Below are 13187 nucleotides of genomic sequence, written 5' to 3' on the forward strand. Positions count from 1 at the left end.
GGGTGTTCACAGATCCAGCACAAGTCTCCCACTTCGGGCCCGCGACACACAGATGAGCATCGAGTCGGCACGCTCCGTGTCCGTGAGGAGCTCGTCCCGGTGCTCCACCTCCCCTTCGAGCACCCGCTGTTGACAGGTCCCGCAGAACCCCTGCGCGCAGGAATAGGGGGTGTCGGGCAGCTCCGCACGTACCGCGGCCAGCACGGACTCGTCGGCCGGGACCGTCAACGTCCGCCCGCTGCGCCGGAGTTCGAGTTCGAAGGCGTGGTTGCCGCCGGTGTCGGTACGCGGCGCGAAACGTTCGAGGCGGACCGCCGGAAACCGCTCCTCCACCGCCGCCATCAACCCCTCAGGACCGCAGCAGTACACCGCCGCGCCCGCCGGGACGGCCAGCGCGTCGAGGTCCGGGCGCCCGTCCTCGTCCTCCGCGACGACCGTCACCCGCTCGTCCCCGGCCAGCTCCGCCAGGAACGGCATGGACCCGCGTGTCCGCCCGCAGTACAGCAGCCGCCACGCCACCCCGTCCGGCAGGGCCCGCACCATCGACAGGATCGGCGTGATCCCGATGCCCCCGGCCACGAACACGTAGGAGTCGGCGTCGACGAGCGGGAAGCGGTTGCGCGGCCCGCGCACCTCCAGTTCCATGCCCTCCACGACCTGCTCGTGGACCTCCCGCGAACCGCCCCGCCCGTCCGCGACCAGCCGGGCGGCGACCGTGTACGACGAGGTGTCGGCCGGGTCCCCGCAGAGCGAGTACTGCCGGACCAGGCCGGACGGCAGTACCACGTCGAGATGGGCGCCCGGCTGCCAGGGCGGCAACTGCCCACCCTCCAGGCGCAGTTGGACGACCCCGTCGGCGATCGTCCGGTGCGAGGCGACGAGCAGCCGCAGCGCCCGGGAGCGCGGCTGCCCCGAGGTCGGCGGATCCAGGGCCGGCATAGGCCACAGCGGGGAGGCCTCGATACGGCGGCGCAGCGCCCGCCTGACCAGCAGCGCGGCACCCACGACGGCGACGGCGGTCCGCAGCCTCGGCGTCATCACCTGCCCTCCTGCTCGGCGGCGAGCGCGGCGGGGGAGGAGGCCAGGTAGGCGACGGCCTGCTCGGTGGAGCCCTCCTGGGAGGGGTGGTAGGTGCGGCTGAGGTAGCGCGGGATCGACTTCAGCATGTCCCCGGTGGCGGGCAGCGTGCCGCGCCGGCCGGCCAGGTAGAAGTCCCGGAACCGGGCCCGGCCCGCGTCCAGCGTCGGGTCGTTCGCCATGAAGAAGCGGGCGCCGCGCTGCCACAGGAACACGATCGCCGTGAACGCCGTCGCCCAGGTCCGCACCCGGCGCCGGTAGCCGCCGTCGAGGTGCAGGAACAGGTCGAAGGCGACCGACCGGTGCTCGACCTCCTCGGCGCCGTGCCAGCGCAGCAGGTCCAGCATCATCGGGTCGGCGCCGCGCCGGTCCAGTTCCCCGGCGTTGAGCACCCAGTCGCCGAGGAAGGCGGTGTAGTGCTCGATGGCCGCGATCAGCGCGACCCGTTCGAGCAGCCACCAGCGCCTGGCCCGCCCGGGCGGCAGGGTCCGGTCGCCGAGCAGCTTCTCGAAGAACCAGTCGACCTGCGCGGTGTACGGCGTCGGGTCGAGACCCTGTTCCCGCAGATGGGGCAGTACCTCGTCGTGGGCCTGGGAGTGCATCGCCTCCTGCCCGATGAACCCGACGACGTCCGCGCGCAGCCGCTCGTCCCGGATCAGTGGCAGCACCTGCTTGTAGACGTGCACGAACCACCGCTCGCCGGCGGGCAGCAGCAGATGCAGCACGTTGATGGTGTGCGTCGCGAAGGGATCGCCGGGCACCCAGTGCAGAGGGGTGTCCTCCCAGGCGAAGGACACGTTGCGGGCCTTGAGCGCGATGTGCTCGGAGTGCACCGGCTGCGGCTGCTTGTTGGACATGGCGTCAATGTACTGACGGGTAGGTGGCCTGAGAAGACCTCCGGCACACCTTGTTTACGCGAACGTCAGCAAGGCGCCGCGGAGAGCCTCCGGTGGTACCCGCTCACCGCAGCCCGCTGATCGCGCTCCCGTCCTCCAGCGTCCCGGCCAGGTCGGCCTGCGCTCCCTGCTTCGCCCTGGCCACCAGCCGGGTCCCCTGCGCCGACGCCGTGACCCCGCCGGTCGCCCGGATCGACGCGGTGTCACGGCTGCCCGCGGCCAGCAGGTACCACTGGCCGCCCCCGGACTTCCACAACACCCCGGCCAGCACGTGCGGATCGCGCGGACCGCAGGCCGTCACGTCGCCACCCTTGGCCGTGACCGCCCCGTACCGGCTGCCCGGCGTCCGGAACTGGGCCAGCGACACCGTCCCGTCACCGCGCCAGGTCTCGGTGCGCGTGCACACCCACGACCCGGTGCCGCTGGCGTCCGGCAGCTGCTGCTCGGCGAACGCCCACGCGTTGACACTGCGCACCCCGGCCGACCGCTCCGCGGCCAGCGAGCAGGCGAACGGCGCCCAGTCGCGCAGCGCCGCCGGCCCCGAGGCCTCGCCGGTCTCGCCGGGCCGCCCGGCGGTCAGCCGGGCCGGCACCAGTTCGCCCAGGTCGGTCGAGAGGTGCACGCCCTGCGCGTCGGTCAGCTGCAGCACGTTCCAGGACGTGCACGTCCCCTGCTGCACCGCGGGGCTGGCCAGCGGCCCGGTCACCCCGTCGGCCAGTCCGAGGTCCAGCGCCCCGGAGTCCGGCTTCGTCAGGTCCCGCTCGGCCGCCCTGGTCACCCAGGGGGCGGTCAGATAGCGCACGTTGCCGTCGGAGCGGCCCAGGACCAGGGCGCTCGCCTCCACGCCGGTCGCGCCGTCGGCACGGGCGAAGTCCAGAGCCGCGCCCTGGGTACCGTCCTTCGGCTCGGCGTAGCGGACGATGCGCAGACCGTCGTAGAAGATCGCCACCCGGGCGCTGTCCACCACGCCCGCGTACAGCAGCTGGGGCGGTCCGGCCGGGCCGCCGGTCTGGGTGCCGGGGGTCGCCGAGACGCGGACGGTGTCGCCGGGGCGGGCCCAGACGGCGAGCGCGCGGCGCAGCAGCGCGGCGTCGCCGGTGAGGGCGCCGCGGGCCGGCCAGACGGAGAAGTCGGTGCGGGCGGCGGTCTTCCAGACGGCGGCCGGGACCTTCGTCAGCTGGGCCGGGTCCAGGGCGGCCTGGGCGGCCGGGTTCTGCGCGTACACCGGGGCGGCCGCGCCGTCGGCGCCCCAGCCGCCGCCCGGCAGCGCGACCAGCGCCCCGCACACGGCGAGGGCGGCGGCCGCGGCCAGCGCGGCCTTGGTGTGCCGGCGGCGGCGCACCAGGTCGGTGGGCCGGGCCTGCAGGGAACAGGGGTCGAACTCGGGGGAGTCGAGCAGCGGGTACTCCGCCGGGACGCCGTTCGCCTCGGCGAGCGCGCCCTCGGGATGCTCGACGCCGGCCGCCTTCAGCAGCGCCCGCACGTCGCCGTCGCGGAGCTGTTCGAGGCCGCGCAGCGCGTAGGCGGCGCGGGCCGGTCCTGAGAGGGCGGCGAGCCGCTGGTCCAGGGCGAGTTCGTCGGCGCCGCCGGAGCGCGGGAAGAGCCGCAGGCCCCACACCTGGGGGAGCAGCGGCGGCAGCTGGGCACGCTTCGGCCACGCGGTGAGCCGCAGCGGCCGGTCCGCCTCCAGCGCCGTCCGCACCACTTCGAGGCGGACCAGCGCGTACCCGGGGTCGGTCTGCCGGCCGTCGGACTGGGCCGGGACCACCGGGACCTGCTTCCGCCCCCGGGGCAGCGCCCGCTGGACCAGGGCGTGCGCGGTCAGGACGCGGCGGCCGCGCGCGAGCCCCGGCGGCAGCACCAGGTAGGCGAGCCGGACCAGCCGGGGGTAGTGCTCGACGAGCGCGGCCTCGGCCTGCTCGACGTCGACGGCCGGATGCGGGGCTCCGGCGGAGGCGGCTGCGTGACGCTGGGCTACATCCTGTGACTGCACGTCCTGAAGAACGAGCGACCCGTTGGTTGGTCACCGCCACACGGGTGACACTGCGGTGTCCGCACGATGTGAGCCGATGTGAGTGGTTCGCGGCCCGCAGCCGTATCGAAGGGGACGGGCCCCCTGAAGGCACCCGGGGCCGGGCAATGCGACCGGAGGAACAGATGAGGTTGACCCGACCGATGCTCGCCGTGGCCGGCGCCGTGGCCGTACTGGCGCTGGCGGGCTGTGGATCCGGAGACAGCGACGCGGCGGCCAAGATCCCGGTCACCGCGACCGGCAGCCTGGAGAGCCTCGCCGCCAAGGTGAAGTGCACCCCGGACATGCAGATCGACTCCGACGAGGTCCGCCAGGCGATCTGCAAGGTCCCCGCCGGCAAGTTCGTCTTCGCCACCTTCGCCACCGACCGCGGCCAGCGCGAGTGGATCAACGACGCGAAGGACTACGGCGGTTTCTACCTCGTCGGCCGCAAGTGGGTCGCCGTCGGCACCGACAAGCTGGTCAAGTCGCTGCAGACCACGCTGGGCGGCGAGGAGGAGATCGGCGTCGACCACAGCAAGCACACCAGCTGAGGTTGTTGCCCGAACGGCACATACGAGAGCGGGCGGTGGGAGAATCCCACCGCCCGCTCTCGTGCTACCGGCTAGCTAGCGCTCACTGGCACTTCTTGCCGGTGTTGACGCAGTTGGCGATCTTCGCCGCCAGGTTGTTCTTGGTGACGCTGATGAAGTCGTCGTGGTCGGTCGCCGCCTTGTGCAGCTGCTCCGGGAAACCGTCCACCGCGTAGGCGTTCTTGACCTGGCCGTTCACGATGCTCGGCTGGGCCAGGTTGTACACCAGACGCATGGTCAGCTGCGGGATCGCCTTGAAGCCGTTGCCGCAGACACCGCTCGCGGGGTCCGCGAAGGCCACGTGCGTACGGTGGTTGGCGCTGTCGATGTTCACGCCGTCCCAGCAGCTCTGGAAGGCGAACGTACGCACCACCTGGCTGCCCTTCGGGCAGATCGGGTACTGCTCGGTCAGCTGGACCTTGTTCTCGAAGCCGGTGCAGCTCCAGTGCGCGTTGGCGTTGGCCAGACCGTTCGTGGTGGTCTTGGCGTCACCGGTGATGATGCGCAGGAACTGGGGCATCGCGACGACCTTGCTGGCCGGGCTGCCGACGTACTTGATCTGCGCCTGGACCGGCGTGATGATCTTGCCGACGTTGCCTTCCTTGCCACCGCCGTCCGCGTTCGCGTCGAACTCCTGCGAGCCGTCCTGCTCACGCACGACCGGCCAGTAGTACGACGAGAGGTCACTCTGGTTCTGGCAGCTGGAGGGGGCGGCCAGCAGCGAGTCGTTCGTGGAGAACGCGTTGACCTTCTGGTTGCCGACGTAGTCGTGCTCGTGGTGCGCGCCGTTGGTCACGCCGGGCGCCACGATGACGTTGTCGGTGTTGTGGTTCTTGTTCTGGTTCGTGCCACAGCGAGTGGTGAAGGAACCGGTCGAGGCCTGGGCGCCGTTCTGCGGCTTGCCCTGGACGTTCGCCGCGACCTTCGTGATGTCCACGAAGTCGGCCGCGGACGGGCCGTTGCCGGCCTGGCCGCCGGCGCCGACGTCGACCGGGGTGCTGGCGCTGGCGCTCGGAGCCGCGCTGGCCTGGCCGCCGTTGTTCTGGCCGCCGTTGTTGTTCTGACCGCCGTTGTTGTTGTTCTGACCACCGTTGTTGTTCTGGCCGCCGTTGTTGTTGCCCTGGCCGGCGGTGGTCTGGTTGGCGGCCTGCGTGGTGCAGGCGGCGAGCTGCGACAGCGCGCTGTTGAACTGGCCGCCGACCCGCGTGATGTCGATCCTGATCCGGTCGATCGTGGCCGCCCGCTTCTCCTTCAGGGGGCCGACGATCGCGTTCTGGACGAAGTTGGCGTCGTTCGCCTGCGCCTGGCGCGTGGAGGCGAGCCGGGAGTACGCCTCGGTGATCTGCTTGTCGAGGTTCGCCAGTTCCGTCGCCACCCCCTGCTTGGCCTTGTCGGGCACGCTCGTCAGCTTCTGGCCGACGTCCGGGCAGGAGATGGTCGCCACCGTCGCGGAGGCGGCCTTGGTGTAGTTCTGCGCAGAGTTGTTCGACTCGTGAGCCGAAGCGTTCATCTGCGCATAGAGCAGCCCGCCCCCGCCGAGTGCGACAGCCGCCGATGCGGCTATGACCTTGACGGTCAGCGGCGAGCGGCGTTTGCGTATGTTGCGTCCCATGGAACTCCTCAGACCTTCCTTGCGGGGCGGCATCGAGGCGCCCGACAGGAGTGAAGCGGCGTCCTTTCATACGCACCCCGTCTCAGGCGTGTTCAGGCGTCTCACAAATTCATCAGAGATTTGTTACGCACTTGGGGCACAACAGCCGTTTGAGCAGGGCAATTTCTGGAAAATCAGCGGTCGCGGTCCAGATACGCGAGCACCGCGAGGACGCGCCGATTGTCGTCGTCCGACACCTCGAGTCCCAGTTTGGTGAAGATGTTGGAGGTGTGCTTCGCGATGGCCCGTTCCGTGACGACGAGCTGGGCCGCGATCGCCGCGTTCGACCTGCCCTGCGCCATCAGCTCCAGGACCTCCAGCTCGCGCGGTGTCAAGCCCCCGAGCGGCCGGTCGTCGGCCCGCCGGGACAGCAGCTGCTGGATCACCTGCGGGTCCATGGCCGTACCGCCCGCCGCGACCCGCCGTACGGCGTCCACGAACTGCTCCGCGTCGAACACCCGGTCCTTCAGCAGATACCCCACCGCACCGCTGCCGTCGGCCAGCAGCTCGCGCGCGTACAGCTGCTCGACGTGCTGGGAGAGCACCAGCACCGGCAGCCCCGGCCGGTCCCGCCGCGCCCGGAGCGCGCACTGCAGCCCCTCGTCGGTGTGGGTCGGCGGCAGCCGGACGTCGACCACGGCCACGTCCGGCCGCAGCTCGGCCAGCGCACGGTCGAGTTCGGGGCCGGACTCGACGGCGGCCGCGATCTCGAAGCCGTAGGCCTCCAGCAGCCGCACCAGCCCGTCGCGGAGCAGGAACAGGTCCTCGGCTAGGACAACGCGCACGGAATCTCCATGGTGACCATGGTGGGACCGCCCGCGGGACTGCTGACGGCCAGGACGCCGTCGAATGTACCCAGCCGCCGCTCCACCCCCGTGAGCCCCGACCCGGCCCCGACCACCGCGCCGCCCCGGCCGTGGTCGGTGACCGAGATCCGCAGCATGCCGCCGGCCTCCGGCACATGGTGCAGATCCACCCAGATCCGGTCCGCCCCGGAGTGCTTGACCGCGTTGGTCAGCACCTCGCTCACCGCGAAGTACGCGGCCGACTCCACCGGCGCGTCCGCCCGCCCCGGCAGCTCCACCGTCACCTCGGTCGGCACCGGCAGCCGCAGCGCCAGCGCCCGTACGGCGTCCCCGAGCCCGCGCTCGGCCAGCACCGGCGGATGGATGCCACGGACCAGGTCCCGCAGCTCGCCCAGCGCCTCCACGGACGCCCGCCGGGTCTGCGCGAGCAACTGCCTGGCTTTCTCCGGATCCTTGTCCAGCAGCATCTCGATGGTCCCGAGGTCCATGCCCATGGCGACCAGCCGGGCCTGCGCCCCGTCGTGCAGGTCCCGCTCGATCCGGCGCAGCTCGGCCGCCGACGTGTCCACCGCGTCCTTCCGGGTCTCCGTCAACACCCGCACCCGCTCGACGAGTTCGCCCTGGCCGGGGTCGAGGAGGGCACGGCTGAGCCGGAAGTGGGCGGCCAGCAGGGCGGGTGCGTAACGGGAGGCGAAGACGAGGATGACGGCGCCGAGCGCGGCGGCCCCGAGCGCGGTCGCCTGGTCGGTGACCGGCACGAAGCCGTACCAGTAGGTCTCACCGTTCGCGAGCACCCGCCACAGCCCGGCGGCCACCGCGAACCCCTCGAACGGATAGAACACGAGCACCGCCGGCAGCAGCGCGGTCACGAACCCGGCCGTCAGGTCCACGGACAGCCACAGCAGGTCCAGCCCGACCTGCGGGTCGCGCAGCATCGCGAACGTCCTGGTCCAGGGGGTGGCGTCGGCCGGGATCTCCCGGTACGCCGACCGGATCCGCACCCCGCACCACTCGTACGCGAACCGCCGCCGCACGTCCGCCACGTCCCGCACCCCGCCCAGGATCCACGGCGTGGTGACGATCCCGGCCCCGACCGGGATCAGTGCGACCGACACCGCGACCAGCGTGAAGCAGAGCACCGACACCGGCAGGATCACCACCGCCAGCACCAGCCCCCGCACGGCGGCGAGCAGCACCTCCCGAGCCCTGGCACGGAAGCCCCGGCTGTCTGAGTTCGTCGTCATGCCGTCAGTCTGTCCGACCGGACGAGCGGGGGTCACTGGCCCGAAGCCCCATGTCAGGGGGTGGTGCTGGATACACCCCACCACCTGCCGACGGCCGGCCGCGCAGTTCCCCGCGCCCCTGAAGGGGCGCCCCTTCAGGGGCGCGGGGAACTGCGCGGTCAACCCCCACCGGCCCGCAGATCAATCACGACCGCCCAACGGAACTCCCAGCACCCGCGCCTCGACGTCGGGATCGACCCCGATACCCGCCCGCACCGGCACCGCACCGTCGAGACCCCGCAGCCACTCCCACGTGTCGGCCACCGTCACCCCCACCGGCCGACACCGCAGCCCCGTCGCCACCGCCCGCGACACGTCCGCCCCGTGCACGCCGTCGTGCAGCTCGCTGTCCGGCGGCACCCACACCGGCAGCTGCGTCCACGGCTCGATCCCGGCCGCCAGGACCGCATCCGCTCCGGTCCACCGCAGCTCGGCGTCCGAGCCGGTGCTCCGCCGGCACGCTTCGAGCAGTTCGCCCATCGTCGTGTGCCCCGGCGGACTCACCAGGTTGTACGGCCCGGACAGCCCCTGTTCCACCGCCCCGAGGATCCACTCGGCGAGGTCACGGGCGTCCACGAACTGCAGGGGCAGACCGCGCGGCCCCGGCGCCAGCACCGGCCCGCCCCGCGCGATCCGGGTCAGCCACCAGGGCAGCCGGCCGACGTTCTCGTACGGCCCGAGGATCAGCCCGGCCCGCACCAGCACCGAGCCGTCCGCGCCGAAGGACTCCACGGCGGCCAGCTCACCGCCCCGCTTGTCCTGCGCGTACTCGGTCGTCTCCGCGCCGGCCGCGGCCCCCGTCACCAGGACCGCCTCCTCGGTGTACCCGGCCGGGAGCGGCCAGTCGTACACCGAGCGGCTCGACACGTACGTATACCGTCCGGCACGGCCCCGCAGCAGCCGTGCCGTCGCCTGCACCGCCCGGGGCGCGGACGACCAGGTGTCGACGACCGCGTCCCACTCGGTGCCGTCCGCCAGCGCGGTGAGGCCGTCGGGTGCGGTGCGGTCGCCGTGCAGCGACCGCACCCCGGCCGGGGGCCGACGGCTGCCCCGGTGGAAGACCGTCACCTCCCAGCCGCGCCCGAGCGCCGCCTCGACGACCGCCCGCCCCACGAACTCCGTACCGCCCAGCACCAGAAGCCTCATGCCGTTGATCGTGCCCCCGGGGGACGCCGGACCCAACGCGGTTCAGCCGAGGGCGGAGTTGTCCGTCGGCGGTGCCTCAACGACCCGTCGGCGGGGTGTACTTGTACCCCACCCGGCGGACCGTCTGGATCGCCCGGCGGTGCTCCGCGCCGAGCTTGCGGCGCAGCCGGGCGACATGGACGTCGACCGTGCGGCCGTCGCCGACGTGGCCGTAGCCCCAGACCGTGGTGACCAGCTGGTCGCGGGTGTGCACCCGGCCCGGGTGCGCCACCAGATGGGCGAGCAGCTCGAACTCCAGGTAGGTGAGGTCGAGTTCACGCCCGTCGACCTGCGCGGTGCGCTCCACGGTGTCGACGGTGACGAGCGGCCGGACGCCGGGCGCGGTGGGTACGGCGGCGGACGCGGTGGCGGGTTCCACCGCCGGCGTCTGCGGGTCCGGCACCGCGACCGGCAGGAAGGGCGGCTGCTGGTCCGCCGGGACCAGCACCAGGTAGCCGATCATCGGCGGCTGCCCCGGCAGGGTGGGCAGGGTGTGCTGCGGGGCGGGCAGCCAGGTGGCGCCCGGCGGCAGCAGCTCCGTCATGTCCACGACCTCGTCCCGGTCGACGGCACGCAGCCGGTGCCGGGCGGGCGAGGATCCGTTGAGGGCGGAGGCGGGGGAGAGAGGACGAGTGGTCGCCATGAGACGTCAGCTCTTTCGCGCGAGGAGTCAGTCGGTCGAAGGCGACGGCCGCGATTCGTGGTCGGGCGCGCCGCGGGGACGTACTGCTTTCCGCGCTGGCCGAAGGCCGGGGTGTACGGCTTTAGAGGGCCCGCGCGTTCGTCGCGCGGCAACACACCCGGTCGAAGTCGTGGTGCTGACGGGAAGGCCAGAACGGCTCGAGGTCCTGGCGACCCGTCGCGCTGCACTTCTGGAAGCTGGCCATGGGCCCATTGAAGCAGACACGGGCGGGAAACAGGACCCTCCTCTCACTGCTTGGACGCTTCCTTGGCATGACGTTGACGGAGCCGGCCGCGCCGTCATGCCGAAGGGGGCGCCCACCGTCACGGTGGGCGCCCCCTTCGGGTGAGGAGTGCGGGGATCAGACCTGGCCGGCCTTGTCCAGGGCGGTGCAGCAGGTGTCGACGATCAGCCGGGTCACGACGTACGGGTCGACGTTGGCGTTCGGGCGGCGGTCCTCGATGTAGCCCTTGCCGTCCTTCTCGACCTGCCACGGGATACGGACCGAGGCGCCGCGGTTGGAGACGCCGTAGGAGTACTCGTTCCACGGGGCGGTCTCGTGCAGACCGGTGAGGCGGTCGTCGATGCCGGCGCCGTAGTTCTTGACGTGGTCGAGCGGCTTGGAGCCCTCGCCGAGCGACTCGCAGGCGGTGATGATCGCGTCGTAGCCCTCGCGCATCGCCTTGGTGGAGAAGTTGGTGTGCGCGCCGGCGCCGTTCCAGTCGCCCTTGACCGGCTTGGGGTCGAGGGTGGCGGAGACGCCGAAGTCCTCGGCGGTGCGGTAGAGCAGCCAGCGGGCCACCCACAGGTGGTCGGAGACCTCCAGCGGGGAGACCGGGCCGACCTGGAACTCCCACTGGCCGGGCATGACCTCGGCGTTGATGCCGGAGATCGCGAGCCCCGCCTTCAGGCAGTTGTCCAGGTGGGCCTCGACGATCTCGCGGCCGAAGATCTCGTCGGCGCCGACGCCGCAGTAGTAGCCGCCCTGGGGGGCCGGGAAGCCGCCCTCGGGGAAGCCCAGCGGGCGGGAGCCGTCGAAGAAGGTGTACTCCTGCTCTATGCCGAAGATCGGCTCCTGCGCGGCGAACTTCTCGGCGACCTCGGCCAGCGCGGCGCGCGTGTTGGAGGAGTGCGGGGTGAAGTCGATGTCCTGGACCTCGCACAGGACGAGGACGTCGTCACCGCCGCGGATCGGGTCGGGGCAGGTGAAGACCGGCTTCAGCACACGGTCCGAGGAGTGCCCCTCGGCCTGGTTCGTGGAGGACCCGTCGAAGCCCCAGATCGGCAGCGCGTCGAGACCGGCGGGGGCGCCCGCGATGATCTTCGTCTTCGAACGCAGCTTGGCCGTCGGCTCGGTGCCGTCGATCCAGATGTACTCAGCCTTGAAGGTCACGGGCCACATCCTTCGGGGTGGGTCGGGCGCACTTGCGGGTGCAGTGGCGCTACGGCACTGGGGCGCCTCGGTGTTGCCCGGAAGCCTGTCAACAGGCGATTTCCCGATCATTGCTCGAATGTGAACCCGGTGTTACCTGGTGGTTCTGTGGTGCGACTCACGTTGTGAGAGCCGGATGGGCGGGGTACTGAGCCCAATTCGGGCACCGTGCCCGTCCCTTCGCGGCGGTTGCCGGCCTTCCCTCCGTCAAGGCCGGCAACCGAGCCACGAACCGTCACCTCGACCCGTCGCTCCGACCTGTCGCCTCGGGTCAGCCGACCTTCTCGATCAGCGCGCGGCGGATCAGGAACTTGCCCGGTTCCCGAACCTGTTCGAAGGCCGCGTTGTTGAGCAGCACGCAGCTGCCGGAGACCGACGTGACCTTCACCGTGGTGGACTTGTTGTTGTCCAGGTTGGTGACCTTCAGCGTGGTTCCCGCCGGGAACTGGTTGCTGGAGGCGGCCGGCGTACCGGCCTCGCCGGACAGCGTGACCGTCGACCCCTTGCAGACCTGCTGCCCGGAGGCGGCGGCGCCGCCGGTGTTGCCCGTGTTACCGGTGTTGCCGGTGGCCGCGCTCTGCGACGGCGCAGCCGTGGCGGTCTGGCCGGTCTGCCCGGTCTGGCCCGTCTGCGTCCCGTTCGCCGCCTGGGAGCCCTGAGCCGACTCCCCAACGACGCAACCGGACGCCTTCTGCTGGACCTTGATCTGTTCGATGACCGCCTGGCGGTTGGCGATCCGGGCCGACGACTGCGCGTCCGGTTTCGCCTGCTGGTCCGCGATGAACTTCTGGTTGTTGCCGAGGGCCGTGGCCAGCCCCGAGCAGACGGTCGAGTCCGCCGCCGACGACAGGGTCTTCGCGCTCTGCGAGCTCTGTGCGGCGTTCGAGGTGGACGCCAGGACGAAGGCCCCGCCGCCGGCCACGGCCGCGGCACCGACCAGCAGTGCGATCGTCTTCTTGGTGCCGAGAGTTCTCCTACGCGACATGCGCGCCTCCTGAGAAGGGGTGGGGGAACGTACGCCGATAGGTACGAGATACCGAACGTCGTTACTCAGCGGTTACAGGAGTCGCCGAAGTAACCTGCGTCACATTGGAGTTGAGGGCTGTTCAGCTCTTGCTCCTGGCCAGCGCTTCCTGTACGGCCTCGTCGGTACGGGCGATCAGCGCCGTGCCGTCGTCGGCGGTGATGATCGGCCGCTGGATGAGTCTGGGGTGCTCGGCGAGGGCGGTGATCCACCGGTCGCGCGCGCCCGCGTCCCGCGCCCACGCCTTCAGCCCGAGTTCCCCGGCGACCGCCTCCTGGGTGCGGGTGATCTCCCACGGTTCGAGCCCGAGCCGGTCGAGTACGGCCCTGATCTCGTCCTCCGTCGGTACGTCCTCCAGGTAGCGGCGGACGGTGTAGTCGGCCCCCTCGGCATCGAGCAGGCCGATCGCGCCGCGGCACTTCGAGCAGGCGGGGTTGATCCAGATCTCCATGCGGGAACGGTACGCGAGCCGCCGTCCTGAGCCACCCTGTTCGAATTTCAGGGGGTGTCGCCCGGACTCCGCACGCACCTTGCGTCCCATCTGAAA

The 13187-nt window shown here is 71.6% G+C and carries 12 protein-coding genes; 1 reads left to right on the forward strand and 11 read right to left on the reverse strand.

What is annotated here, in order from left to right; all coding sequences use genetic code 11:
* Positions 1-6: 6 nt before the first annotated feature.
* The 3 genes from ACGF5O_RS01815 to ACGF5O_RS01825 all read right to left on the reverse strand — a co-directional run bounded on the left by ACGF5O_RS01815 (position 7) and on the right by ACGF5O_RS01825 (position 3966).
* Complete coding sequence (locus ACGF5O_RS01815) at positions 7-1038, reverse strand: PDR/VanB family oxidoreductase (RefSeq protein WP_393807952.1); 1032 nt, start codon at positions 1036-1038, stop codon at positions 7-9.
* Positions 1038-1934 carry a metal-dependent hydrolase gene (locus tag ACGF5O_RS01820; protein WP_393807953.1) on the reverse strand — a complete coding sequence of 299 codons (897 nt, stop codon included), beginning with the start codon at positions 1932-1934 and terminating at the stop codon, positions 1038-1040. The genes ACGF5O_RS01815 and ACGF5O_RS01820 overlap by 1 nt, the downstream gene beginning before the upstream one ends.
* Positions 1935-2037: 103 nt before the next feature.
* Positions 2038-3966 carry a hypothetical protein gene (locus ACGF5O_RS01825; protein WP_393807954.1) on the reverse strand — a complete coding sequence of 643 codons (1929 nt, stop codon included), beginning with the start codon at positions 3964-3966 and terminating at the stop codon, positions 2038-2040.
* A 164-nt stretch (positions 3967-4130) separates the two neighbouring features.
* On the opposite strand from ACGF5O_RS01825, the gene ACGF5O_RS01830 reads away from it, so the two are divergent.
* On the forward strand, positions 4131-4538 hold the full coding sequence (locus ACGF5O_RS01830) for a hypothetical protein (protein ID WP_393807955.1): 408 nt from the start codon (positions 4131-4133) through the stop codon (positions 4536-4538).
* Between the two features lie 82 nt (positions 4539-4620).
* Here the strand turns inward: ACGF5O_RS01830 and ACGF5O_RS01835 are convergent, their stop codons facing one another.
* The 8 genes from ACGF5O_RS01835 to ACGF5O_RS01870 form a co-directional block, all read right to left on the reverse strand.
* Complete coding sequence (locus ACGF5O_RS01835) at positions 4621-6189, reverse strand: DUF1996 domain-containing protein (RefSeq protein ID WP_393807956.1); 1569 nt, start codon at positions 6187-6189, stop codon at positions 4621-4623.
* Positions 6190-6362: 173 nt separating this feature from the next.
* Positions 6363-7013, reverse strand: coding sequence for a response regulator transcription factor (locus ACGF5O_RS01840; protein ID WP_362600098.1), 651 nt, complete (start codon positions 7011-7013; stop codon positions 6363-6365).
* On the reverse strand, positions 6998-8278 hold the full coding sequence (locus ACGF5O_RS01845) for a sensor histidine kinase (protein ID WP_393807957.1): 1281 nt from the start codon (positions 8276-8278) through the stop codon (positions 6998-7000). Before ACGF5O_RS01845 ends, ACGF5O_RS01840 begins: the two co-directional genes overlap by 16 nt.
* A gap of 180 nt (positions 8279-8458) precedes the next feature.
* On the reverse strand, positions 8459-9463 hold the full coding sequence (locus ACGF5O_RS01850; RefSeq protein ID WP_393807958.1) for an NAD-dependent epimerase/dehydratase family protein: 1005 nt from the start codon (positions 9461-9463) through the stop codon (positions 8459-8461).
* Between the two features lie 76 nt (positions 9464-9539).
* Positions 9540-10145 carry a winged helix-turn-helix domain-containing protein gene (locus tag ACGF5O_RS01855; RefSeq protein WP_393807959.1) on the reverse strand — a complete coding sequence of 202 codons (606 nt, stop codon included), beginning with the start codon at positions 10143-10145 and terminating at the stop codon, positions 9540-9542.
* 400 nt (positions 10146-10545) lie between these two features.
* Positions 10546-11577, reverse strand: coding sequence for a glutamine synthetase (gene glnII / locus ACGF5O_RS01860; RefSeq protein WP_393807960.1), 1032 nt, complete (start codon positions 11575-11577; stop codon positions 10546-10548).
* 310 nt (positions 11578-11887) lie between these two features.
* A complete protein-coding gene (locus tag ACGF5O_RS01865) occupies positions 11888-12601 on the reverse strand; it encodes a hypothetical protein (RefSeq protein WP_393807961.1) in 714 nt (237 codons plus the stop codon).
* A gap of 121 nt (positions 12602-12722) precedes the next feature.
* Positions 12723-13091 carry an ArsC/Spx/MgsR family protein gene (locus ACGF5O_RS01870; RefSeq protein WP_393807962.1) on the reverse strand — a complete coding sequence of 123 codons (369 nt, stop codon included), beginning with the start codon at positions 13089-13091 and terminating at the stop codon, positions 12723-12725.
* Positions 13092-13187: the final 96 nt, after the last annotated feature.

This window comes from Streptomyces sp. NPDC048291, assembly GCF_043201715.1.
Taxonomy (GTDB): Bacteria; Actinomycetota; Actinomycetes; order Streptomycetales; family Streptomycetaceae; genus Streptomyces.

What these genes read in the sequence shown, in the direction of transcription:
- ACGF5O_RS01850 (WP_393807958.1), bottom strand. Translation starts at nt 9,463, where the DNA reads ATGAGGCTTCTGGTGCTGGGCGGTACGGAGTTCGTGGGGCGGGCGGTC.
- ACGF5O_RS01855 (WP_393807959.1), bottom strand. Translation starts at nt 10,145, where the DNA reads ATGGCGACCACTCGTCCTCTCTCCCCCGCCTCCGCCCTCAACGGATCC.
- ACGF5O_RS01835 (WP_393807956.1), bottom strand. Translation starts at nt 6,189, where the DNA reads ATGGGACGCAACATACGCAAACGCCGCTCGCCGCTGACCGTCAAGGTC.
- ACGF5O_RS01815 (WP_393807952.1), bottom strand. Translation starts at nt 1,038, where the DNA reads ATGACGCCGAGGCTGCGGACCGCCGTCGCCGTCGTGGGTGCCGCGCTG.
- ACGF5O_RS01870 (WP_393807962.1), bottom strand. Translation starts at nt 13,091, where the DNA reads ATGGAGATCTGGATCAACCCCGCCTGCTCGAAGTGCCGCGGCGCGATC.
- ACGF5O_RS01845 (WP_393807957.1), bottom strand. Translation starts at nt 8,278, where the DNA reads ATGACGACGAACTCAGACAGCCGGGGCTTCCGTGCCAGGGCTCGGGAG.
- ACGF5O_RS01830 (WP_393807955.1), top strand. Translation starts at nt 4,131, where the DNA reads ATGAGGTTGACCCGACCGATGCTCGCCGTGGCCGGCGCCGTGGCCGTA.
- ACGF5O_RS01865 (WP_393807961.1), bottom strand. Translation starts at nt 12,601, where the DNA reads ATGTCGCGTAGGAGAACTCTCGGCACCAAGAAGACGATCGCACTGCTG.
- ACGF5O_RS01820 (WP_393807953.1), bottom strand. Translation starts at nt 1,934, where the DNA reads ATGTCCAACAAGCAGCCGCAGCCGGTGCACTCCGAGCACATCGCGCTC.